This window comes from Rhodococcus sp. X156, from assembly GCF_004006015.1.
Taxonomy (GTDB): Bacteria; Actinomycetota; Actinomycetes; order Mycobacteriales; family Mycobacteriaceae; genus X156.
The window spans coordinates 552,742-575,303 of record NZ_CP034766.1 but is presented as its reverse complement, the minus strand read 5'-3'; the positions used below and the strand labels follow the sequence as shown (position 1 = coordinate 575,303).

Annotated in this window: 20 protein-coding genes; 7 read left to right on the top strand and 13 right to left on the bottom strand. The window is 73.0% G+C overall.

From position 1 onward, the window contains the following. Positions 1-26 precede the first annotated feature (26 nt). Both fmdA and ELX43_RS02750 read right to left on the bottom strand, forming a co-directional pair. Positions 27-1,280, bottom strand: a complete 1,254-nt coding sequence (fmdA, locus tag ELX43_RS02755; protein ID WP_127782026.1) for a formamidase — start codon at positions 1,278-1,280, stop codon at positions 27-29. Between the two features lie 34 nt (positions 1,281-1,314). Further along, on the bottom strand, positions 1,315-1,605 hold the full coding sequence (locus tag ELX43_RS02750; protein WP_127782025.1) for a zinc ribbon domain-containing protein: 291 nt from the start codon (positions 1,603-1,605) through the stop codon (positions 1,315-1,317). Between the two features lie 147 nt (positions 1,606-1,752). Here ELX43_RS02750 and ELX43_RS02745 point away from each other — a divergent pair, with 147 nt between their 5' ends. Next, on the top strand, positions 1,753-3,522 hold the full coding sequence (locus ELX43_RS02745; protein ID WP_127782024.1) for a GMC family oxidoreductase: 1,770 nt from the start codon (positions 1,753-1,755) through the stop codon (positions 3,520-3,522). Between the two features lie 82 nt (positions 3,523-3,604). Here the strand turns inward: ELX43_RS02745 and ELX43_RS02740 are convergent, their stop codons facing one another. The 4 genes from ELX43_RS02740 to pdxH form a co-directional block, all read right to left on the bottom strand. Beyond that, positions 3,605-3,964: an FKBP-type peptidyl-prolyl cis-trans isomerase gene (locus ELX43_RS02740; RefSeq protein ID WP_127782023.1), complete on the bottom strand. Its 360-nt coding sequence runs from the start codon at positions 3,962-3,964 to the stop codon at positions 3,605-3,607. Between the two features lie 35 nt (positions 3,965-3,999). Continuing rightward, on the bottom strand, positions 4,000-5,325 hold the full coding sequence (locus tag ELX43_RS02735) for a citrate synthase (protein WP_127784625.1): 1,326 nt from the start codon (positions 5,323-5,325) through the stop codon (positions 4,000-4,002). A gap of 145 nt (positions 5,326-5,470) precedes the next feature. Then, positions 5,471-6,814 (bottom strand): MFS transporter, encoded by a 1,344-nt coding sequence (locus ELX43_RS02730; RefSeq protein ID WP_127782022.1) that lies wholly within the window; start codon positions 6,812-6,814, stop codon positions 5,471-5,473. Positions 6,815-6,866: 52 nt separating this feature from the next. Next, positions 6,867-7,511, bottom strand: a complete 645-nt coding sequence (pdxH, locus tag ELX43_RS02725) for a pyridoxamine 5'-phosphate oxidase (RefSeq protein WP_127784624.1) — start codon at positions 7,509-7,511, stop codon at positions 6,867-6,869. A 194-nt stretch (positions 7,512-7,705) separates the two neighbouring features. Between pdxH and ELX43_RS02720 the strand changes: the two genes are divergently transcribed. The 4 genes from ELX43_RS02720 (at position 7,706) to ELX43_RS02705 (ending at position 13,536) form a co-directional block, all read left to right on the top strand. Then, positions 7,706-8,827: a citrate synthase 2 gene (locus tag ELX43_RS02720; RefSeq protein ID WP_127782021.1), complete on the top strand. Its 1,122-nt coding sequence runs from the start codon at positions 7,706-7,708 to the stop codon at positions 8,825-8,827. A 76-nt stretch (positions 8,828-8,903) separates the two neighbouring features. Further along, positions 8,904-10,028, top strand: a complete 1,125-nt coding sequence (serC, locus tag ELX43_RS02715) for a phosphoserine transaminase (protein WP_127782020.1) — start codon at positions 8,904-8,906, stop codon at positions 10,026-10,028. A 113-nt stretch (positions 10,029-10,141) separates the two neighbouring features. Beyond that, positions 10,142-11,023 (top strand): septation protein SepH, encoded by an 882-nt coding sequence (sepH, locus tag ELX43_RS02710; protein ID WP_127782019.1) that lies wholly within the window; start codon positions 10,142-10,144, stop codon positions 11,021-11,023. Positions 11,024-11,070: 47 nt separating this feature from the next. Continuing rightward, positions 11,071-13,536, top strand: a complete 2,466-nt coding sequence (locus ELX43_RS02705) for an HAD-IC family P-type ATPase (RefSeq protein WP_127782018.1) — start codon at positions 11,071-11,073, stop codon at positions 13,534-13,536. An 18-nt stretch (positions 13,537-13,554) separates the two neighbouring features. Here ELX43_RS02705 and ELX43_RS18265 read toward each other — a convergent pair whose 3' ends face one another. Next, the gene (locus tag ELX43_RS18265) at positions 13,555-14,055 is read right to left on the bottom strand and encodes a DUF2537 domain-containing protein (protein WP_346773862.1); all 501 of its coding nucleotides are present in this window, start codon (positions 14,053-14,055) and stop codon (positions 13,555-13,557) included. After that, complete coding sequence (locus ELX43_RS02695) at positions 14,052-14,849, bottom strand: RNA methyltransferase (protein WP_127784622.1); 798 nt, start codon at positions 14,847-14,849, stop codon at positions 14,052-14,054. The genes ELX43_RS18265 and ELX43_RS02695 overlap by 4 nt, the downstream gene beginning before the upstream one ends. A gap of 90 nt (positions 14,850-14,939) precedes the next feature. Here ELX43_RS02695 and ELX43_RS02690 point away from each other — a divergent pair, with 90 nt between their 5' ends. Beyond that, on the top strand, positions 14,940-16,436 hold the full coding sequence (locus ELX43_RS02690; RefSeq protein WP_127782017.1) for a glutamate--cysteine ligase: 1,497 nt from the start codon (positions 14,940-14,942) through the stop codon (positions 16,434-16,436). A 1-nt stretch (position 16,437) separates the two neighbouring features. On the opposite strand, the gene ELX43_RS02685 is transcribed toward ELX43_RS02690, so the two are convergent. Together ELX43_RS02685 and ELX43_RS02680 are read right to left on the bottom strand one after the other, a co-directional pair. Further along, positions 16,438-17,346: a universal stress protein gene (locus ELX43_RS02685; RefSeq protein ID WP_127782016.1), complete on the bottom strand. Its 909-nt coding sequence runs from the start codon at positions 17,344-17,346 to the stop codon at positions 16,438-16,440. Between the two features lie 44 nt (positions 17,347-17,390). Further along, positions 17,391-17,825 (bottom strand): MarR family transcriptional regulator, encoded by a 435-nt coding sequence (locus ELX43_RS02680; protein WP_127782015.1) that lies wholly within the window; start codon positions 17,823-17,825, stop codon positions 17,391-17,393. A gap of 51 nt (positions 17,826-17,876) precedes the next feature. Between ELX43_RS02680 and ELX43_RS02675 the strand changes: the two genes are divergently transcribed. Continuing rightward, complete coding sequence (locus ELX43_RS02675) at positions 17,877-18,137, top strand: DUF2530 domain-containing protein (RefSeq protein ID WP_127782014.1); 261 nt, start codon at positions 17,877-17,879, stop codon at positions 18,135-18,137. On the opposite strand, the gene ELX43_RS02670 is transcribed toward ELX43_RS02675, so the two are convergent. Genes ELX43_RS02670 through ELX43_RS02660 form a run of 3 tightly spaced genes read right to left on the bottom strand, consistent with a single transcriptional unit; the run spans position 18,134 to position 22,556 of the window. Beyond that, positions 18,134-18,808 (bottom strand): phosphatase PAP2 family protein, encoded by a 675-nt coding sequence (locus tag ELX43_RS02670; RefSeq protein WP_127782013.1) that lies wholly within the window; start codon positions 18,806-18,808, stop codon positions 18,134-18,136. The two genes, ELX43_RS02675 and ELX43_RS02670, sit on opposite strands and share 4 nt — an antisense overlap. Further along, positions 18,805-21,579 (bottom strand): ATP-binding protein, encoded by a 2,775-nt coding sequence (locus ELX43_RS02665; RefSeq protein ID WP_241249683.1) that lies wholly within the window; start codon positions 21,577-21,579, stop codon positions 18,805-18,807. The genes ELX43_RS02670 and ELX43_RS02665 overlap by 4 nt, the downstream gene beginning before the upstream one ends. A 26-nt stretch (positions 21,580-21,605) precedes the next feature. Then, positions 21,606-22,556: a DUF3027 domain-containing protein gene (locus ELX43_RS02660; protein WP_241249681.1), complete on the bottom strand. Its 951-nt coding sequence runs from the start codon at positions 22,554-22,556 to the stop codon at positions 21,606-21,608. Between the last annotated feature and the right edge of the window lie 6 nt (positions 22,557-22,562).

Here is a 22,562-nt window from a genome sequence, read left to right as displayed (position 1 = left end):
CAGCATGGGCGTACTTGCAGACGCCCCTAGAAGCTCGACCGCGGCACCGGCGTCCCCTGGGTCACCTGGTGCGGGCCACCCACCGACGGGCGCACGTCGAAGTCGAACAGCGCCGTGGGCAGGTACACCGTGGAGCAGGAGTTGGGGATGTCCACCACCCCGGACAGCCGGCCCTCGATCGGCGCGGCGCCGAGGATCATGTAGCCCTGCTCCGGGGTGTAGCCGAACTTCGTCAGGTAGTCGATCGCGTGCAGGCACGCCCGCTGGTAGGACAGGTGCGAGTCGAGGTAGCGCTGCTCCCCGTCCAGGGTCACCGACGTGCCGGAGAACGCCAGCCACTCGCTGAACTGCGGCTCCACGTTGCCCGGGAGGAAGATCGCGTTCTCGTGCACCCCGTAGGTGTCCATGCCGCCCTTGATCAGGTCCACGTGCAGGTCGATGAACCCGCCCATCTCGATGGCCCCGCAGAAAGTGATCTCGCCGTCGCCCTGGGAGAAGTGCAGGTCGCCCACCGACAGGTGCGCCCCGTCCACGAACACCGGGTAGAACACCCGCGTTCCCCGGCTGAAGTTCTTGATGTCCTGGTTGCCGCCGTTCTCCCGCGGCGGCGCGGTGCGCGCCCCCTCCGCGGCCACCCGGTCGAAGTCGGCCCCGGAGAGCGAGCCGAGGATGGCGTCGGTGGCCAGCGGGGGCAGCGCCAGGGCGGGGACCCGGTCCGGGTCGGTGGCGATGAGGGCTCCCTCGCGGGTGTTCCACCGGTTGAGCAGCTCGTGCGAGGGTGCGGTGCCCATCAGCCCCGGGTGGGTGATGCCGGTGAAGGACACCTCCGGCACGTGCCGCGAGGTGGTCCGCTGGCCCTGGAAGTCCCACACCGTCTTGTAGGCGTCCGGGAACTGGTCGGTGAGGAACCCGCCGCCGTTGTCCCTGGCGAAGATGCCGGTGTAGCCCCACCCCTGCCCGGCCAGCGGGCCGGAGTCCTCCTGCGGGATCGGCCCGAGGTCCACGATGTCCACCACCAGCAGGTCACCGGGTGCCGCACCCTCCACCGCGAACGGGCCGCTGAGCCGGTGCACCTGGGACAGCGGGCAGTCCCGGACGTCGTCGGCGGAGTCGTTGTTGCCGATCGCCCCGTCGAACCACTCCCGGCAGTGCACCCGGAAGGTGTCGCCGGGCTTGACCTGCACCGCGGCCGGGATGTCCGGGTGCCAGCGGTTGTGACCGACGATCTGCTGGTCGGTGAACGGCTTGCTGCTGTCCAGCGGGAAGACGAGCTCGGGCATGGGGTGCTCCCTCGGGTGGTCAGGGTCGGCGCAGTCAGGGTTTGGGCAGCCTCCGCAGGACGGGGTTGTCGGAGGCTGTCGGGGTGCGCCGGCGGGCGCCGCTGCCGGGCACGGACGTGACCACGGCCGGCTCGTCGGCCGAGCGCCGGGTGGCGTCGATGGCGGCGAGGCGGCCCCGGTCGGCCAGGCCCAGGTGCGGGGCAGCGAACACGCGAGCGGTGTCGCCCCCGCACTCCGGGCACGGCCACTGGGCGGGGGCGCTGCCCATCGGCCGCTGGACCTCGCACACGCCGTGCTCGGCGCACCGGTACTGGTATGCGACCACTGCGCGGCCTCCTGCTGCCGGGAAACCTCGACGGTAGCCACGGTCAGCACAGGTTGTCGACGGGAGAACTGCCCGCACAGAGGTGTTCGCACAGGGTCACCGCAGATACATTCAGTCCAGTCTGTTTCTAGTTGTTAGGCTGCTGCGGTGGGTACCGCACAGCAACTTCAGGGACAGACCAGCGCCGCCGAGCCCGACTACGACGTGCTGGTGATCGGATCAGGCTTCGGTGGCTCGGTGGCCGCGCTCCGGCTCACCGAGAAGGGCTACCGGGTCGGCGTGCTCGAGGCGGGCCGTCGCTTCGCCGACGACGAGCTGCCGAAGACCAGCTGGAACTTGCGCCGCTACCTGTGGGCGCCGCAGCTGCGCTGCTTCGGCCTGCAGCGCATCCACCTGCTGCCCGACGTGCTGGTGATGGCCGGCGCCGGCGTGGGCGGCGGCTCGCTGAACTACGCCAACACCCTCTACCAGCCGCCCCCGGCGTTCTTCCAGGACCCGCAGTGGGCGCACATCACCGACTGGCAGGACGAGCTCAACCCCTACTACGAGCAGGCCCGGCGGATGCTCGGCGTGCGCCCCAACCCGCTGTCCACCCCCGCCGACGCGGTGATGCGCGAGGTGGCCGAGGAGATGGGTGTGGGCCACACCTTCACCACCACGCCGGTGGGTGTCTTCTTCGGCACCGAGGAGAACACCCCGGGCGGCACCACGGTCCCCGACCCGTTCTTCGGCGGCGCCGGCCCGGAGCGGACCAGCTGCACCGAGTGCGGTGGCTGCATGACCGGCTGCCGCTACGGCTCCAAGAACACCCTGGTGAAGAACTACCTGTACCTGGCCGAGCAGGCCGGCGCCACGGTGCACCCGCTCAGCACCGTGACCTCGCTGCGCCCGCGCACCGACGGCGGCTACGAGGTGGCTGTGCAGCGCACCGGCACCGTGCGTCGCCGGCACCAGCGCACCATCACCGCCGGGCAGGTGGTGGTGGCGGCCGGCACGTACGGCACGCAGCGGCTGCTGGGCTCCATGCAGGCCGAGGGCAACCTTCCCAGCATCTCCCCGCGACTGGGCTCCACGGTGCGCACCAACTCCGAGGCGGTGCTCGCCGCCACCGCCCGCACCCGCGCCGTCGACTACAGCCGCGGCATCGCCATCACCTCGTCGTTCCACCCGGACGAGCGCACCCACATCGAGCCGGTGCGCTACGGCAAGGGCTCCAACGCCATCGGGCTGCTGCAGACCGTGCTGGCCGACGGCGGCGGCCGGGCTCCTCGGCCGCTGAAGACCCTCGGCGTTGCGGTGCGCCACCCCATCGCGTTCGTGCGCAACCTGTCCGTCTACCACTGGTCGGAGCGCACGGTGATCGCGCTGGTGATGCAGACCGGGGACAACTCCATCGAGCTGACCACCAAGCGCGGCCTCTTCGGCCGGCGCAAGCTCACCAGCCGCCCCGGCCCCGGCGAGCCGCCGCCGCGCTGGATCCCGCAGGGTCACGAGGCCGTGCGCCGGGCTGCGGACAAGATCAACGGCCACGCCGGTGGCTCCATCGGCGACGTGTTCAACATCCCGATGACGGCGCACTTCCTGGGCGGCTGCGCCATCGCCGACTCCCCCGAGGGTGGCGTGGTCGACGCCTACCACCGGGTGTTCGGCCACCCCGGCCTGCACGTGTCCGACGGCTCCACGGTGAGCGCCAACCTGGGCGTCAACCCCTCGCTGACCATCACCGCACAGGCTGAGCGGGCCTTCGCGCTGTGGCCGAACAAGGGCACCGCCGACGTCCGCCCCGAGCTGGGCGCGGCCTACCGGCGCTGCGACCCGGTGCCCCCGGCCCGCCCCGTGGTGCCCGCGGACGCACCGGGCGCGCTGCGGCTCCCCCTCACCGTGCTCGGCGCCTCAGCGCGCGCCCACACCGCCTAGCGCGGCCGCACGTAGAAGGCACACGAGCGCGGGGCCGGTCAGTGACCGGCACCGCGCTCGTGCACGACGTGGTGCTCGGGGTCTAGCCGACGCCCAGCAGGTCGATGACGAAGATCAGCGTCTTGCCGGAGAGGCGGTGCCCGCCGCCGGCAGGGCCGTAGGCCAGCTGCGGGGGGATGACCAGCTGGCGGCGTCCACCGACCTTCATGCCGGGGATGCCCTTCTGCCAGCCCTCGATGAGGCCCTGCAGCGGGAAGCTCAGCGACTCCCCCCGGTTCCAGGACGAGTCGAACTCCTCGCCGGAGTCGAACTCCACGCCGAGGTAGTGGACCTCGACCTTGCTGCCCGGTGCCGCCTCCGGGCCGTCACCGACGACGAGGTCGGTGATCTGCAGCTCGCTGGGCGCTTCCCCGCCGGGGAACTCGATCTCTGGCTTGGTCACCGTGGTGCTCCTCAGTCTGGGCGAAGTGGTTGGCGCTACTGGCGCTCGGCGAGCGGTACGTAGTCGCGCTCGGTGTAGCCAGTGTAGATCTGGCGCGGACGCCCGATCTTGGTGTCCGGGTCGCCGATCATCTCCCGCCAGTGCGCAATCCAGCCGGGCAGCCGGCCCATCGCGAACAGCACCGTGAACATGCGGGTGGGGAAGCCCATCGCCCGGTAGATCAGTCCGGTGTAGAAGTCGACGTTGGGGTAGAGCTTGCGCTCCACGAAGTAGTCGTCGGTGAGCGCCTTCTCCTCCAGCGCCTTGGCGATGTCGAGCAGCTGGTCGTCGCCGCCGAGCTTGCGCAGCACCTCCTCGGCCGCCTTGCTGACGATGGCCGCGCGCGGGTCGTAGTTCTTGTACACCCGGTGGCCGAAGCCCATCAGCTTGACGCCGGGCTCCTTGTCCTTCACCCGGCGCACGAAGTCGCCGACGTCGCCACCCTCGCGCTTGATGCCCTCGAGCATGTCCAGCACCGCAGCGTTGGCCCCGCCGTGCAGCGGCCCGAACAGGGCGTTGATGCCTGCGGAGACCGAGGCGAACAGGTTGGCGTTGGACGAGCCGACCATGCGCACCGTCGACGTCGAGCAGTTCTGCTCGTGGTCGGCGTGCAGGATCAGCAGCATGTCCAGCGTCTTGACCAGGTCCGGGTCGATGTCGTACGGCTCGGCCGGGAACCCGAAGGTCATCCGCAGGAAGTTCTCGGTGAGGCTCAGCGAGTTGTCCGGGTACAGGAAGGGCTGGCCCACCGACTTCTTGTACGCGTAGGCGGCGATGGTGGGCAGCTTGGCCAGCAGCCGGACGGTGGACAGCTCCACCTGGTCCTGGTCGAATGGGTCCAGGGAGTCCTGGTAGAAGGTGCTCAGCGCGGACACGGCGCTGGAGAGCACGGGCATGGGGTGGGCGTCCCGGGGGAAGCCCTCGAAGAACCGCTTGAGGTCCTCGTGCAGCAGGGTGTGCCGCTGGATCTTGTGGGTGAAGGCGGTCAGCTGGGTCTCGCTGGGCAGCTCACCGTGGATGAGCAGGTGGCTCACCTCGGCGAAGGTGGACTTCTCCGCCAGCTGCTCGATGGGGTACCCGCGGTAGCGCAGGATCCCGGCCGCACCGTCGATGTAGGTGATCGCCGAGGAGCACGAGGCGGTGTTGACGAAGCCGGAGTCGTAGGTGGTGTAGCTGGTGTCGGCGAGCAGCTTGCCGAGGACGAAGCCGTCGTTGCCCTCCGTCGCCCGGGCGATCTTCATCTCGTGCTCGCCACCGGGGAAGGTCAGCGTGGCAGTGTCGACCTTCTCCTCGGCCGAGCTCTCGGCTGTCGTCTCGTTGATGGAGACCGTCTCGTTCTCGGGCACAGAGGGCTACCTCTCCGACTCAGTCGTCCCACCCCGACCCCGGCGCCTCGTGGGCGCAGCGACGAACGGCATGAGCACAGGGCTCTTCAGCGACGGACTCAACCTAGCGCCTGTACCCGCCTCATGGCAGCGGGAGCCCACTCGGCGGGGGAGGCTGTGCCGGTGCCGGTGCCGGTTCGGGCAGCCCGCTGCGGGCGGGGGTGCGCACGTGGTGGACCTCCACGCGGTAGCGGACGAAGGCGGGCAGCGCGAGCACCGCGACCACGGTGCAGACCACCACCAGCAGCCCGCCCCCGGCCGCCGCGGCGGTCGTGCCCACCGCCACCGCCGCCGCGCCGTGCGCGGCGTCGCCCAGCCGCGGCCCGCCGGCCACCACCACGGTGAACACCCCCTGCAGCCGTCCACGCACCTCGTCGGTGGCCGCCTGCTGCAGCATGGTGGAGCGGTAGACCGCCGAGACCATGTCGGCCGCCCCGCCCAGCGCCAGGAAGCCCACCGCCAGCACCAGCCAGCCCGGACCGAGGGCGGCGACGAGGCCGAAGCCGGTCATCGCCAGGCCCCACACCATGATGGACACCACCACCGCCACACCCTGGCGCTGCACCCGCGGCAGCCAGCCGGAGAACACCCCGCCCAGCACCGCGCCGAGGGAGATGCCGGCGAACAGCAGGCCCAGCGCGGGGCCGCCGTCGGTGGGGTCGCCGAAGCTCTCCTGGGCCATCTGCGGGAACAGCGCCCGCGGCATGCCGAAGACCATGGCGATGATGTCGACCACGAACGAGGCCAGCAGCACCTTGTGCCCGGCCAGGTAGCGGAAGCCCTCGAGCACCTCCCGCAGCCCGGCCCGGCGCGCGGTGCCGGTCGGGGGGATGCGCGGCAGGCGCCACACCGCCCACAGCGTGGCCAGCAGGAACACCGAGTCCACCAGGTACAGCGTGGCCAGGCTGACGAACGGCAGCGCCACCCCGGCCAGCACCGGGCCTGCGATGGAGCCGAGCTGGAACACCGTCATGTTCAGCGCGTTCGCCGCAGGCAGCTGTTCGGGGGGCAGCAGCCGCGGGATGAGCGCGCTGCGGGTGGGCGAGTTGATCGCGAAGAACGCCTGCTGCACCGCGAGCAGACCCAGCACCAGCCAGACGTTGTCCACGCCCAGCAGCGCCTGCAGCCAGAAGCCGAGCGAGGTGAGGCCGATGCCGGCGGAGCTGACCAGCAGCAGGGTGCGCCGGTCGAGCACGTCGGCCAGCGCCCCGCCCCACAGCCCGAACACCACCAGCGGCACCAGCGCGAAGAGGCCGATCAGCCCGACGTAGGCCGAGGAGCCGGTGAGCTGGAAGACCTGCAGCGGCACCGCCACCACGGTCAGCTGGGCGCCGACCACGGTGACCACGCCGCTGACCCAGAGCCGGCGGTAGGCAGGCGTGCGCAGTGGGGTGGTGTCGGCCAGTGCGCCGCGCAGGCCGAGCACTACCGCACCTCCCGCAGGAGCTGGCCGCCCGCCGCTGCCCGGCGGGGCCTGCTCAAGGCTGCAGACGTTCGAGCAGCCACTCCCGGGTGGTGGGGGTGAAGCGGAACTGCAGCCGGTCGTGCAGCCGGTCGCGCTGGCCCTGCCAGAACTCCACGTGGTCAGCGACGATGCGGATGCCGCCCCAGTGCGGGGGCACCGGGACCTGCTCGTGGTCGGCGTAGCGCCGCGTCACCTCCGCGAGCGCGTCCTCCAGCACCTGCCGCGACCCGGCGACGGCCGACTGCACCGAGGCCCAGGCCCCCAGCTGCGAGCCGCGGGGCCGGGTGGCCCAGTAGGCGGCGGTCTCCTCCTCGGAGACGTGCTCGGTGATCCCCCGCACGTGCACCTGCCGCTGCAGCGCGAACATCGGGAAGGTGGCGCTGGCGTAGGGCATCTCGCGCAGCTGGTGGGCCTTGGCCGACGTGCGGTTGGTGTAGAAGACCACGCCGCGCTCGTCCAGGCCCTTGCACAGCACGGTGCGGCTGGACGGGCGGCCCTCGGAGTCGGTGGTGGCCAGCACCATCGCGTTGGGCTCCACCACGCCGGCGTCGGCAGCCTCGCCCAACCAGCGGCCGAGCTGCTCGTACCAGGTGTCGGCGATGGTCTTCTCGTCCAGCTCGGGCACCTGCATCGTCTCCGTGTCGTATGCAATCCGCATGCTCGCCAGGTCCGGGACGACGTCGAGCCCCTCACCCGGTTCCACGGCGCAGACGGTACGCCGGACCGACCGCGCCGACGGTGCCAGGATCCCGACGTTGCACACTTACCTCGTACCAGGGCAGGGTGAGCCACGCCGCGACACGCGCGTGGTGACAGATATTGCAGTGCGACGACCAGGAGGCTTCAGCGGACATGGCAGATTCAGGGCTACCGGAGGGCTTCTCCGAGGGTCTGGAGGGCGTCGTCGCCTTCACCACCCAGATCGCCGAGCCAGACAAGGACGGCGGCGCGCTGCGCTACCGCGGGGTGGACATCGAGGACCTCGCGGGCAAGGTCACCTTCGGCAACGTGTGGGCCCTGCTGGTCGACGGTCGCTTCGGCCCCGGCCTGCCGCCGGCGGAGCCGTTCCCGCTGCCCATCCACACCGGTGACGTCCGGGTGGACGTGCAGGCCGCGCTGGCCATGCTCGCCCCCATCTGGGGCTACGCACCGCTGCTGGACATCGACGAGGCCACCGCGCGCGACGACCTCGCCCGGGCCTCGGTCATGGCGCTGTCCTACGTCGCCCAGTCCGCCCGCGGGATCTACCAGCCGGCCGTGCCGCAGAAGGTCATCGACGAGTGCTCCACCGTCACCGAGCGCTTCATGACGCGCTGGCGCGGCGACCCGGACCCCAAGCACGTCAAGGCCATCGACGCCTACTGGGTGTCGGCTGCCGAGCACGGCATGAACGCCTCCACCTTCACCGCCCGGGTGATCGCCTCCACCGGTGCTGACGTGGCCGCGGCCATGTCCGGCGCCATCGGCGCGATGAGCGGCCCGCTGCACGGCGGCGCCCCCGCCCGCGTGCTGCCCATGGTCGCCGAGACCGAGCGCACCGGTGACCCCGTCGGCCTGGTCAAGGGGATCCTGGACCGCAAGGAGAAGCTGATGGGCTTCGGCCACCGGGTCTACCGGGCCGAGGACCCCCGCGCCCGCGTGCTGCGGCGCACCGCCAAGGAGCTCGACGCCCCGCGCTACGAGGCCGCCGCCGCGCTGGAGCAGGCTGCGCTCACCGAGCTGCGCGAGCGCCGTCCGGACCGGCCCATCGAGACCAACGTGGAGTTCTGGGCCGCCGTGATCCTGGACTTCGCCGAGGTACCCGCGCACATGATGCCGGCGATGTTCACCGCCGGGCGCACCGCCGGCTGGGCCGCGCACATCATGGAGCAGAAGCGCCTGGGCAAGCTGGTCCGCCCGGCCGCCTACTACGCCGGTCCCGCGCCGCGCCGTCCCGAGGACGTCGAGGGCTGGAACGAGATCTCGCACGCGTGAGCACCCGACACCGGGCGGGCGCCGCACTGCCCGCCCGGTGCGGGGCACCCCTCGGGGAGCCTGCGAGAATGACCACATGACGACACCGGCCATCACCATCCCCGCTGACCTGCTCCCGTCCGACGGCCGCTTCGGCTGCGGTCCCTCCAAGGTCCGCCCGGAGCAGCTGGACGCCCTCGTCGCCGCCGGCAGGACGGTGATGGGCACCAGCCACCGCCAGAAGCCGGTCAAGGACGTGGTGAAGCGGGTCCGTGGCGGTCTGCGCGAGCTGTTCGCCCTGCCCGAGGGCTACGAGGTGGTGCTGGGCAACGGTGGCACCACCGCCTTCTGGGACGCCATGGCCTTCGGCCTGGTCCGGGAGCGCACGCTGAACCTGGTCAACGGCGAGTTCAGCGGCAAGTTCGCCAGCGTGGTCAAGGGTGCGCCGTTCCTGGGCGACCCGGTGGTGGTCAACGCGGAGCCGGGCACCGCCGCCGAGCCCGTGGCCGACCCCTCCTGCGACGTCATCGGCTGGGCGCACAACGAGACCTCCACCGGCGTGATGACCCCGGTGCAGCGCCCCGCGGGCTCCGAGGGTGCGCTGGTGGCCATCGACGCCACCTCCGGTGCCGGTGGGCTGCCGGTGGACGTCCGCGACACCGACGTCTACTACTTCGCCCCGCAGAAGTCCTTCGCCTCCGACGGCGGCCTGTGGCTGGCCCTGATGAGCCCCGCCGCCCTGGAGCGCGTGGCCGAGATCGCCGCCACCGACCGCTGGTCGCCGGAGTCGCTGTCGCTCACCACCGCGCTAGACAACAGCGTCAAGGAGCAGACCTACAACACCCCGGCGGTGGCCACGCTGCTGATGCTGGCCGAGCAGGTGGAGTGGATGAACGGCAACGGTGGGCTGGACTGGTGCGTCTCGCGCACCACCGACTCCTCCTCGCGGCTCTACGACTGGGCCGAGGCCAGCTCCTACGCCACCCCGTTCGTCGCCGAGCCCGCGCACCGCTCGCTGGTGGTGGGCACCATCGACTTCAGCGACGACGTCGACGCAGCCGCCGTGGCGAAGGTGTTGCGCGCCAACGGTGTTGTGGACACCGAGCCGTACCGCAAGCTGGGCCGCAACCAGCTGCGCGTGGGCATGTTCCCGGCCATCGAGCCCGACGACGTGCAGGCGCTGACCGCCTGCATCGACCACGTCGTCGGCAAGCTCGGCTGAGCCGGCTGTAGCACAACCGGTTTCGCTGCCCGAGGCGTGTTGGGTGCCCGGACCTCTGCACGGGTGAATTACACTCGTGTCGTTAACCCTTGCAGAGGCTCCAGGAGGCCGACGTGCGCGCACTTCGAGTAATCGGTCTAGAGGCCGACGGAAAGTCCCTGGTCTGCGAGGACACCGAGAGCCAGGAGAAGTTCAGCCTGGTGGTGGACGACAAGCTCCGGGCCGCCGCCCGCGGTGAGCTGACCCCGCAGGGCAAGGCGGACACCGACCGCCAGAGCCAGCTGCGCCCCCGCGACATCCAGACCCGCATCCGCGCCGGCGCCACCCTGGAGGAGGTCGCCTCCGCCGCCGGCGTCCCGGTCTCGCGCATCGAGCGCTTCGCCTACCCCGTGCTGCTGGAGCGCTCCCGCGCCGCCGAGGTCGCCCAGGAGGGCCACCCCGTGCGCCCGGACGGCCCCGCCGTGCTCACCCTGGTGGAGATCGTCGCCGACGCGATGCAGCAGCGCGGCCAGGACCTGGCCAACGCCACCTGGGACGCCTGGCGCGGCGAGGACTCCCGCTGGGTGGTGCAGCTGCGCTGGACCACCGGCCGCTCCGACAACCGGGCGCACTGGCGCTTCCAGCCGGGTGCGCACGGTGGCACCATCGTCGCCCTGGACGACCCGGCCGCGGACCTGATCGACCCGAACCCCACGCGTCCGCTGCGCACCATCCCGACGGTCTCCGAGGCCGCCGAGGCCGTGGCCGAGCCGGCGGTCAAGCCCGTCGCCGACCCCGCCCCCGCCCCGACCGCCGAGGTCACGGTGGAGGTGGACGTCGAGGTGGAGCAGGCTCCCGAGCAGCCCGCCCAGGAGCAGGCGCCGGCCGCGCCGGTGGCCGAGCGCGCCCCGCGCCCCAAGCAGAGCAAGGCCGCCACGTCGCGCAAGGACCGCCAGAAGGCGGCCGTGCCGTCCTGGGAGGACGTCCTGCTGGGCGTCCGCAGCCAGCGCGGCTAGCACCGCCGGTGCGTGATGCCCGCTCGAGGGCGACCTAGGCTGCAACCATGTCTACCGAGCGGCCGGTGCTGCCCCCTGAGGCCCGCGGAGCCACCCCGCCCCGGGGGCTCAGCATCGAGCAGGTGGCCGAGCGGGTCAGCGCCGGGCAGACCAACGACGTCCCGCTGACCGGTGGTCGCACCGTCGGCCAGATCGTCCGCTCCAACGTCTTCACCCGCATCAACGCGATCTACGCGGTGCTGCTGGCCATCATCCTGTCCACCGGGCACTTCCTGGACGGGCTGTTCGGCTTCCTGCTGATCGTCAACAGCAGCGTCGGCATCGTCCAGGAGATCCGCGCCAAGCGCACCCTGGACCGCCTGGCCATCGTGGGCGCGGCCCATCCCCGGGTGCGCCGCGACGGCACCAGCGCCGAGCTGACCGCCACCGAGGTGGTCCTGGACGACATCATCGAGGTCTCCGCCGGCGACCAGATCGTGGTGGACGGCGTCACCGTCGAGGCGGGCGCGCTCGAGGTGGACGAGTCGATGCTCACCGGCGAGTCCGACCCGGTGGCCAAGAACCCCGGTGACGAGCTGATGTCCGGCAGCTTCGTGGTGTCCGGCTCCGGCGCCTACCAGGCCACCAAGGTCGGCCGGGACGCCTACGCCGCCCGCCTGGCCGAGGAGGCCAGCAAGTTCACCCTGGTCAGGTCCGAGCTGCGCAGCGGCATCGACAAGATCCTCAAGTTCATCACCTACCTGCTCGTCCCCACCGGTGCGCTGACCATCTACAACCAGCTCAGCGGTGACCAGGACCTGCCGGACGCCCTGGTGGGCATGGTGGCGGCCCTGGTGCCGATGGTGCCCGAGGGACTGGTGCTGATGACCTCCATCGCCTTCGCCGTCGGCGTGGTGCGGCTGGGTCAGCGGCAGTGCCTGGTGCAGGAGCTGCCCGCCATCGAGGGCCTGGCCCGGGTGGACGTGGTGTGCGCGGACAAGACCGGCACCCTCACCGAGGTGGGCATGCGGCTGTCCGAGCTGCGCGTGCTCGGCGGCGCGGACCGGACCACCGTGGAAGCCGCGCTGGGCGCGCTGTTCCACGCCGACCCGCGGCCCAACCTGAGCCTGGCCGCCATCGGTGAGGCCTTCCCCACCGACCCGGGCTGGACGGTGCAGGCGCTCGCCCCGTTCTCCTCGGCCCGCAAGTGGAGCGGCAACAGCTTCGGCCCGGACGAGCGCTGCAGCGACGGCCACTGGCTGCTCGGCGCCCCGGACGTGCTGCTCGACCCGGACAGCCCCGCCGCGGCCGAAGCCGAGCAGGTGGGCGCCCAGGGCCTGCGCGTGCTGCTGCTGGCCCGCAGCGACCGCCGGGTGGACGCCCCCGACGCCCCCGGCGTGGTCACCCCCTGCGCCCTGGTGGTGCTGCAGCAGCGGGTGCGCGACGACGCGCGCGCCACCCTGGAGTTCTTCCACGCCCAGGACGTCACCGTGAAGGTGATCTCCGGCGACAACGCCGTCTCGGTCGGTGCGGTGGCGTCCTCGCTTGGCCTGGTCGACCCCCACGGACCGGTGGACGCCCGCGAGCTCACCGACGACCCGCACGCCCTGCAGGAGCTCGCCGACCGCACCACCACCTTCGGCCGGGTCAACCCGCCGCAGAAGCGGGCGCTGGTGCGGGCGCTGCAGGACTCCGGGCACACCGTGGCGATGACCGGCGACGGCGTCAACGACGTGCTCGCGCTCAAGGACGCCGACATCGGGGTGGCGATGGGCTCGGGCAGCTCCGCCGCCCGCTCGGTCGCCCAGATCGTGCTGCTGGACAACAAGTTCGCCACCTTGCCCTACGTGGTCGCCGAGGGCCGGCGGGTGATCGGCAACATCGAGCGGGTCTCCAACCTGTTCCTCACCAAGACCGTCTACTCGGTGCTGCTGGCGCTGCTGGTCGGACTGGCCCAGGTGCCCTACCCCTTCATTCCCCGCCACGTCACCATCGCCGCCTGGTTCACCATCGGCATCCCGGCGTTCGTGCTGTCGCTGGCGCCCAACCACGAGCGGGCCCGCAGCGGGTTCGTCCGCCGGGTGATGCGCCTGGCCGTGCCCTCGGGCGTGGTCGTCGGCGTCGCGACCTTCGTCTCCTACCTGCTGGTCTACCAGGGCCAGGGCGCCACCCCCGAGCAGGTCACCCAGCAGTCCACCACCGCGCTGATCACGCTGATCACCGTGGGCCTGTGGGTGCTGGTGCTGGTGGCCCGGCCGTTCGCCTGGTGGAAGGCGGTGCTGGTGGGGGCGATGTGCGGACTGGTGGTGCTGGTCTTCGCGCTGCCGCTGGGCCGGCGCTTCTTCGTCCTGGACCCCTCGAACGTGGCGTGGACGACCACCGGGCTGGTCTGCGGAGCGGTGGGGATCGTGGCGGTGACGCTGACTTGGTGGCTGGCCAACCGCTGGGCCGCCACCCACGACGACCAGGACCCCGCCCACGGTGGGTCGCACGGCGGTACCCACGCCGAGGCCGCCCCGCTGCCGGTGTCCTGACTGCTCAGGACAGGGTGCTCAGGACAGGGTGCTCAGCGCCAGCCCCACCCAGGCGACGCCCGCACCGACCAGCACGCCCAGCACACCCCAGCGCCACACCGGCACCGTCCGGAACAGCCACAGCGACGGCAGCAGGCCGCCGACCACCACCAGGTTGGCCGCCACCACGAGCAGCGGGTGGACGGTGGCCAGGCCCGCGCTCATCGCGCCCAGCGCCACTGCCACCACCACCGCCACGAAGGCGGCCACGGTGAGGCCGGTGCCCCACGGGTTCGGCTCCGGCGGTCGGAACAGCCGCACCTCGTCGCCGTCCACCACCGCCAGCTCCAGCCCACCACCCACCGCGTGCCGGGCGGCCAGCTGCTCGGCGCGCCGACGCACGATGCCGCGGGCCTCCCCGCGCGCGTCCTCCAGCGCCCGGCTGACCACGGCCCACTCCGCCAGGTCGGCGGGCAGCCCGGGTGCCAGCTCGCCGGCGGGGTCCTCCACCCCACCGCCGACGCGGAGGACGACGGTCACCGCACCCGCTCGTAGAAGGCCATCGCTGCGGCGGTGGCCACGTTGAGCGAGTCGGTGCCCGGCGCCATCGGGATGCGCGCCCGCACGTCGGTGGCCCGCATGGCGTGCTCCGTCAGCCCCGGGCCCTCGGCGCCGAGCAGCACCGCCACCTTCTCCCCCGTCATGGCCTGCGACAGCGGCAGCGCCGTGGGGTCCGGGGTGAGCGAGATGAGCTGGAAGCCCTGCTGGCGCAGCGCGTCCAGCCCCCGGGGCCAGTCCGGCACCCTGGCGAAGGGCACCCGCAGCACGTGGCCCATGGACACCCGCACGGAGCGGCGGTAGAGCGGGTCGGCGCAGCGGTCGCCGAAGAGCACCGCGTCCACCCCGAGGCCGGCGGCGTTGCGGAACATCGAGCCGAGGTTCTCGTGGTCGTTGACTCCCTCGAGCACCGCCACGGTGCGGGCCTCGGCGAGCACCTCGTCCAGCCCGAGCGCGGGCGGGCGGTCGGCGGAGATCAGCACCCCGCGGTTGAGGTGGAAGCCGACCACCTCGGCCATCACCTCGGCGGTGGTGAGGACGAAGGGCACGTCCACTCCAGCCAGGTCGTCGGCCAGCTCGTCCAGGCGGCGCTGCACCCCCAGCAGGGCGCGCGGCCGGAAGCGGGAGCCCAGCAGCCGCTGGGCCACCAGCACGCCCTCCCCGATGACCAGCCCCTTGCCCGAGGGCAGGTCCGGACGCCGGTCGGAGGAGTTGAGCTCACGGAAGTCGTCGAACACGGGAGCCGACGGGTCGTCACACTCGATGATCACAGCCACCGCGGGCATCTTTCCGTTGCCACCCTGCCGCACGACGGGCGACCCCGGCATGGCACCGTTGCGCTCCGGCACCGCGATCCGGGAGGACAGATGGGCGAGGACGTCACGCACCGCAAGTTCACCCGCGGGGACCGCGCACGCTTCCGCGCCAAGGCGCAGGACTGCCTGGACGCGCTCACCACCATGCTCGCCGACGGTGCGTTCGAGCCCGGCGAGCCGCAGCTGGGCATGGAGGTCGAGCTGAACCTGGTGGACGAGCACATGCAGCCGGCGATGGCCAACGCCGAGGTGCTCACCGCCATCGCCGACCCGGACTTCCAGACCGAGCTGGGCCAGTTCAACATCGAGATCAACGTGGCACCGCGCCCGTTCCCACGGGACGAGACGCTGAGCCTGGAGCAGGACCTGCGGGCGTCGCTGAACGCCGCCGACGCCAAGGCGCGCGAGCAGGGCAGCCAGCTGGTGATGGTGGGGATGCTGCCCACCCTGCGCCAGGAGCACTTCCACAGCCAGTGGCTGTCCAAGAACCCCCGCTACGACCTGCTGAACGAGCAGATCTTCGCCGCCCGCGGCGAGGACATCGAGCTGGACATCGAGGGTGTGGCCATGCCCGGGGCGGCGCGGCCGGAGCGGCTGCGGGTGAGCACCGACACCATCCTGCCCGAGGCGGCGTGCACGTCGGTGCAGCTGCACCTGCAGGTGGAGCCGGACGCCTTCGCTGCGCACTGGAACGCCGCCCAGTGCCTGTCCGGCGTGCAGGTGGCGCTGGCGGCGAACTCGCCGTTCCTGGCCGAGACGGCGCTGTGGCACGAGAGCCGGGTGCCGGTGTTCGAGCAGGCCACCGACACCCGATCGCCGGAGCTGCGCATCCAGGGGGTGCGCCCGCGGGTGTGGTTCGGCGAGCGCTGGATCACCTCCATCTTCGACCTGTTCGAGGAGAACGCCCGCTACTTCCCCGCGCTGCTGCCGGTGTGCTCCGAGCAGGACCCGCAGGCCGAGCTCGCTGCCGGGCGGGTGCCGGAGCTGCACGAGCTGAAGATGCACAACGGCACCGTGTACCGGTGGAACCGCCCGGTGTACGACACCGTCAACGGCGAGCCTCACCTGCGGATCGAGAACCGGGTGCTGCCGGCCGGGCCCAGCGTGCTGGACACCATGGCCGACGCCGCCTTCTACTACGGCACGCTGCGGGCGCTGGCCAACGACGAGCGTCCGCTGTGGACGCAGATGTCCTTCGACGCCGCCACCGAGAACCTGCACGCCGGCGCCAGGGACGGGCTGGGCGCCAAGCTGTACTGGCCCGACGCCGGCTGGATGAGCGTGAGCGAGCTGGTGCTGCGCAAGCTGCTGCCGCTGGCGCACGAGGGTCTCATCGCCTACGGGTTGTCCCAGCGCGCCATCGACCGCTACCTCGGGGTGATCGAGGGTCGCTGCGTGACCGGCCGCAACGGCGCGGTGTGGCAGCGCGAGCGAGTGGCGCAGCTGCAGCGCCAGGGCGCCGACCGGCGCAGCGCCCTCACCCAGATGCTGCACGACTACACCGAGGGGATGCACGCCGACCAGGCCGTGCACACCTGGGCGCTCTAGCTCAGCGGCGGTTGCGCACGATCATCAGCGGGCACTCCGCGGAGTGCAGCAGCGCGGTGCTGGTGGAGCCCAGCAGCAGCCCCCGGAAGCCCCCGCGGCCCCTCGAGCCCACCACCAGCAGCTGCGCACCCTCCGAGCAGGCGAGCAGGTGCCGCACCGGGCGGTCCTGCACCACCACCCGCTGCACCACCACGTCCGGGTAGCGATCGGTGAACCCGGCCAGCGACTCCGCCAGCGCAGCCTTCTCCGCCGACTCGATCGACTCCCACGGCAGACCGCGGTCGGGGGTGGCCGGGCGCAGCGACTGGTCGCTCCAGGCGTGCACCGCGACCAGCTCCGCCCCCCGCAGGGACGCCTCCTCGAACGCGATGGCCAGGGCCGGCTCGCTCGCCGCGGAGCCGTCCACGCCGACCACCACCGCGCCCTCGCCCTCGCCATCGCCCTCGCCCTCGCCCGTGACTGCGGGCGCCACGTCCGTGTCGTGCAGGATCACCACCGGACACTCGGCGTGGTGGGAGACCGCCGAGCTCACCGACCCGACCAGGCCGCTGGTGAGCTCACCGAGCCCGCGGGCCCCGACCACCACCATCCGGGCGCCGATGGAGAGCTCCACCAGCGCCTCGGCGGGCGCACCGGCTACCAGCTGCTTGTCCAGGCTGACGGGCTCGCCCGCCACCGAGCGCACCAGCTGCTCCGCCGCCTCCAGCTTCCGCCGGGCCTCGGCCACCTGGTCGTCGAAGAACCACTGGGGCATGCCGATCCCGCCGTAGGCGGCCATCGACACCGTCCACGCCGAGACCAGCACCAGCGGGGCGTGGTGCAGCTGGGCGGCCTCCGCCGCCCAGCGCACGGCCCGGTCTGATGCCGGCGATCCGTCGACGCCCACCACGATGCTGGGGTTAGCTGCCACCACTACCTCCTGTCCGCGCTGCACCGGTCGGTGACCGGCTCAGCTCACTCCTCGCTGCCGACCATCTGCTCGATGATGTCGGAGGCCTCGCGCAGGACGCGGCGCTGCGCCCCGGTCAGCTCGGACAGCCGGCTGTCCAGCCAGGCCTCCCGCGCGTTGATCTCCGCCTGCAGGTACTCCACACCGGGCTCGAGCACGCTGACGATCACCTGTCGGCCGTCGGTGGGGTGGGGCTTGCGCCCGATGAAGCTGAGGTCTTCCAGCACCGAGATGATCCGGGTCATCGACGGCGGCTGCACCCGCTCCTTGGCGGCCAGCGCGCCAGGAGTCATGGGTCCGTACACGTGCAAGGTGGACAACGCGGAGATGTGGGTGAGGCTGACCCGGGAGTCGGTGCGCTGGGCGCGGAGCCTCCGGTTGAGACGCAGCACGGACAACCGGAGATCGCTGGCGAGCTGGCTGTCGCGCTCCTCGGTCATGGGCACACAGTAGCGGTGATCACACCGGGGAGGCTGTGGTTACATGCACCGGTGCCCCACCACCCACCCGCCGCTCCCCCGCTGCCCCGACGGCTGGCCGACCCCCGGCCGGTGATCGCCGTGGGCACCGCCGCCTGGGTGGTGGCCCTGGTCGTGGTGCTCGTCCGTGCCGCCACCGGACACACCAACAGCATGGTCATCGCCACCTGCGCGGTGGGCGCCGCGCTGGGCGTGCTGGGCTACGGCGTCTTCTACTGGCAGCGCCGGGCGGTGCGCAGCGGCAGCCGCGGCAGCCAGCAAGGGCTGTCCTAGGGGCGGGCGCCGCTCGCGGCGGCGCCGATCACCGCTGCACTGGGCCTGCTCGTCCGCACCCAGCCCGCCACCAGCAGGCAGAGCGTGGCCCAGGCCGCGCCGATGAGCCACCCGCCCAGCACGTCCGTCGTCCAGTGCACGGCCAGGTACAGCCGGGACGCCCCGATGAGCGCCAGGTAGAGCGCCGCGCCGATCCCGGCCACGGTGCGCAGCAGCACGGAGCGGGTGCAGGTGACCACCAGCACCACCACCAGGTAGGCCGCCACCATGGAGCCCAGCGCGTGCCCGGACGGGAACGACAGCGAGTGCAGCACGTTCAGCCGGGTGTCCAGTGGCGGGCGCTGCCGGTCGAACAACCGCTTGAGCCCCACCACCAGCACCACCGCACCCAAGCCGGTGACCACCGCCTGCCCAGCCAGCACCCACCAGCGCCGCAGCGCCGCGAACCCGGCCACCGCGGTCACCACCACCGTGGCCGCGATGGTGCCCCCGAGCTTGGTGACGGTGTCGAAGAAGGTGGTGGCGCCGGGGCTGCGGTGGTCCAGGGCGAAGCGCAGCACGGGGCTGTCCACGTCGCTGAGCCCGCTGCCGGTGAGCACGCTGAGGACCACCACCGCCGCCGCACCGAGCAGGGCCAGCAGGACCGCGACGCGCACGTCCAGGCGGCTCATCGGGAGTGCAGCAGCGCGTGCACCACGCCGCTGTCCTGGGCGTGCAGCACCTCCGCGTCGTCCACCCACCAGTCCACCCGGTGCGTCTGCTCCCCCACCTGCACGCGCAGCTGTTCGTGCAGCACCACCACTCCCTCGGGCACCGGGACTGCCAGGGCCGCGCAGGCCAGGACGGCCGGGGCCAGGCTCGCCCACGGGCGGGGCTGGCCGGCGGAGCGCACGTGGCCGGCGTGGCGCTCGGAGGCCAGCGGCAGGTCCAGGACGTCGGCCAGGTCCGCGGCGAGCTCGCCGGTCGGCCCCAGGACCACGGTGTCCGCCGGGCACACCTGCACCAGCCAGGGCTGGTCGAGCACCGCGGCCCCGGCACCGTCGACCACCGTGCCGCTGAGCGCGCGCACCCGCTCCGGCGGGTCCAGCTCGTCCAGCTCCACCGCCCCCGTGCGCACTGCCGTGGCCAGGGCCGAGTGGGCACCGGCCACCACCGCCACGCTGGGCTGCCGCGAGGAGTCGGCCAGGCGCCGCAGCAGCAGCGCGGCCAGCTCGGTGGAGGTGACCTCGGCGCCGGCCAGCACCGCCGCGGGCAGCGCCGGCAGCGGCGCGGGGTCCAGCAGACCAGCGAAGGTCGCGTCGTCGTGGTGGCGCCAGCACTCCAGCGGCACCCCGTCGAGCTCGGCGTGCCGGCGCAGCCACCAGGCGGTGTAGCCGCCGGGCTGGCGCAGCGCGGCCAGCGTCTCCGGCTCGGCGCACAGCAGGGTGAGCGCCTGCTCCCACCGTGCGGGGTCCACCAGGTCGAGGTCGCGCACGGCGAGCACGGTGGCCGGCTCGGGGTCGCAGCCGTCCCACCAGCGCTGCTCGTCGTCCAGGTCGTGGTCGGGCCCGGCAGGGTCGTCGTCGGCGAGGACGGCGAAGCCGTGACCCACGCCCACTGCCTGCAGCAGCCGGGGCCCGTGCTCGTCGACCACCCGCTGGGCGACCGTGGTGAACGGCGCATCGGCGGCCAGCACCGCTGCCAGCGGTGCGTCGGGCAGCAGCAGCTCGTCGGCCGGGCGCAGCTCACCGTCGACGTCGGGCAGCAGCAGCTCGCCGAGCCAGCGGTGCTCCCCCGGGCTCACCCCGGCGGCGTCCACCAGACCCAGCACCGCGGTGGCCAGCTCGGCGGCGGCCAGCGGGTCGTCCGGGTCGGCCTCGCGGACCACCTCCTGCAGCAGCTCGTCGGCCAGCAGCTCGCCGGGTCCGGCGGGCACGGCGCCGAGGCGGCGCAGCAGCGGGTGCGCCGCGTCGGGGTGCACCACCCGGATGCCGGGCACCGCCAGCGGCACCTCGGCCAGGATGGTGCTGCGCGGGCCCAGCACGGTGCGGCCGTCCACCAGCGGGACCGGCAGGCCGGCCAGCTCGTCGGCGGCGCGCTGGTCGAGCACCAGCGGCTCCAGGGCGGCGTAGAGACGGTGCCACCACCCTGGCTCGCGGTGCACTGTGGACAGCTCCTCGGCCAGCGTCGCCAGCCCGGTGCGCGGCACCCCGAGGGCGACCAGCGCCGGGGCGTGCACGGCGGCGGACAGCTCGGCGTCGAGCAGCCCGGGCAGCACGTCGGCCAGCAGCGCGGTCAGCTCCGGGCCCGCCACGTCGAGCACCTGGGCGGCCCGGGGTGCCACCAGCCGGCGGGGACTCTCCTGCGCCGCGCCGTCCGGCCCAGCGTCCTCGGCCAGCGCGGCGGGCAGCCACGCGGCGTCGCGCAGCGCGGCCACGACCTCCTCGCGCAGCTGGGCGTCCACCGCGCTGCGGGGGAAGCCCGGCAGCGGCACCAGCCGGGTGCGCTGCTCCGGCGGCACCGCGGCCACCAGCCGCGGGTAGGTGCCGGCCACCGGGCCCAGCGAGGTGCCGGGCAGCACCCGCCGCCGGTCCGGCTGCAGCGGCACGTCGGTGATGAGCATCGCGGGCAGCGACAGCTCCTCGTCGGTGGCGGTGGGGGCGTGCAGCACGTCGTCGCCCAGCGCGACCACCGCACCGTCCGCGCCCAGCCGGGCCAGCCACCGCACGGGGGTCACGGCACCGTCCGCAGGAGCGGCGGCATCGACGCACCACCAGCGCTGCGAGCCGACGGTCAGCTCGCGCAGCCCGGGGCCGAGCTCGCGCTCGGTGCGGTGCACCACCTCACCGTCCACCGAGATGCGCTGCAGCGCGGGCAGCGCCAGGAGCAGCTGCGGGGCCTGCAGCAGGAAGTCGGTGAGCAGGGCGGCGCCGTCCACGCCCTCGCGCAGCGGCAGCACCACCTCGGTGGCGGCGCCGGCGGGCGGCTGCTCGGCCACCGGCCAGGCCAGGCGGAGCACCGGCACCTCGGTGAGCCCGAGCTCGGCACGGGTGCGGGCAGCGGAGAACGCCACCGAGCCGGTGGTGGAGAGCAGCCGCGGCTCCTCGCTGACGGCGAGCACCGCGGTGAAGCCGACGCCGTAGCGTCCCACCCCGCTGGTCTTGCCCGAGGCCCGCAGGGCCGCCAGCGCCTGCACGCCGGAGAGCTCCAGCGGCTGTCCGGTGTTGGCCACCCGCAGCTCGCCATCGACGAGGCGGACGGTCAGCTCACCGGGCACCCCGGCCCGCGCCGCCGCGTCGGCGGCGTTCTGCGCCAGCTCGGTGAGCACCCGGTCGCGGTACCCCCCGCGCACCAGGTCGGCCTCGGTGGCCGTGTCCTCGCGCAGCCGGGTGGGTGAGCGGCGCCAGGCCTGCAGCACCGCGGCCCGCAGCTCAGCCAGACCGAACGGGTCGTCGGCCGACACTGCTGGTTCCGGAGTGCTCCGGGGGCTCACTCGCCCCGCGACGCCGAGTCAGGCTCCGGCGTCGGGGTGGTCTCCTCGGACGGCTGGGCAGCCCCGGCCTCGGGTGCTGCGGCGTCCGGCACTGGGCTGTCCGACACTGGGCTGTCCGGTACTGGGCTGTCACCGGCGGGGCGGGTGGGCACGTCCACCAGCTCCAGGGCGGAGTCGTCGTAGACCACCTCCGAGACCGGGGTGGGCGAGAGGTCGACCACCACGGTGTCGGAGTGCGCGCCACAGCCGAACTCCGCGTGCACCACCTGGCCGTCGGCGGACATCTCGTTGCCGCACACCCCGAACGCTGCCCCCAGCGAGCCGGCGACGGGAAGGTAGTAGCCACAGGTGCCGCAGTGCAGCGGGACCACGGCGGCGCCGGGACCGTGCGGGCCGTCGTACCAGCGCTCCGCCGCGTCCAGCCGGCCCTCCAGGCTCATCACCTGGCGGCGGCCGAGCCCCACCTCGGTGGCCAGCGCCTCCACCGCGGGGTCGTCGCTGTAGAGGTAGCCCGGCACCAGGCGCGGGTCGTTCTCCGGCGGGGGCAGCAGGTCGCCGCTGCCCAGGTCACCGGCCTGGATGCGCTCCTCCCACGGCAGCCACTCCGGGGAGACCAGGGCGTCCGGGCCGGGCAGCAGCACGATCTCGCTGATGGTGACGTGGTCGGAGTCCGGCGCGGCGGCCACCACCACGGCCCACTCCCAGCCGCGGTAGCCCTTCAGCTCGGCGGCGAAGCGGTGGGTGGCGGCGCAGCCCTCGCTGTCCGGCTCGGCGTGCACCCCCAGGTGCGCACCGACCTCGCCCTCGTCGAGCTCCACGGCTGCGGCCCTGGCCAGCTCGACGGCCGCGGCGAGCACGGCACGCACCGGCTGCTCGTCGGCCGCCTGCGGCGACGCGTGCTGCTGGTCGACGGAGCTCGGGTCAGGGATGGTGCTGGTGCTGCTCACACCCCA

Excerpts from the sequence above, each read along its gene's own strand:
- ELX43_RS02705 (WP_127782018.1), top strand. The coding sequence starts at position 11,071 with ATGTCTACCGAGCGGCCGGTGCTGCCCCCTGAGGCCCGCGGAGCCACC.
- ELX43_RS02720 (WP_127782021.1), top strand. The coding sequence starts at position 7,706 with ATGGCAGATTCAGGGCTACCGGAGGGCTTCTCCGAGGGTCTGGAGGGC.
- ELX43_RS02690 (WP_127782017.1), top strand. The coding sequence starts at position 14,940 with ATGGGCGAGGACGTCACGCACCGCAAGTTCACCCGCGGGGACCGCGCA.
- pdxH (WP_127784624.1), bottom strand. The coding sequence starts at position 7,511 with ATGCGGATTGCATACGACACGGAGACGATGCAGGTGCCCGAGCTGGAC.
- ELX43_RS02680 (WP_127782015.1), bottom strand. The coding sequence starts at position 17,825 with ATGACCGAGGAGCGCGACAGCCAGCTCGCCAGCGATCTCCGGTTGTCC.
- serC (WP_127782020.1), top strand. The coding sequence starts at position 8,904 with ATGACGACACCGGCCATCACCATCCCCGCTGACCTGCTCCCGTCCGAC.
- fmdA (WP_127782026.1), bottom strand. The coding sequence starts at position 1,280 with ATGCCCGAGCTCGTCTTCCCGCTGGACAGCAGCAAGCCGTTCACCGAC.
- ELX43_RS02670 (WP_127782013.1), bottom strand. The coding sequence starts at position 18,808 with ATGAGCCGCCTGGACGTGCGCGTCGCGGTCCTGCTGGCCCTGCTCGGT.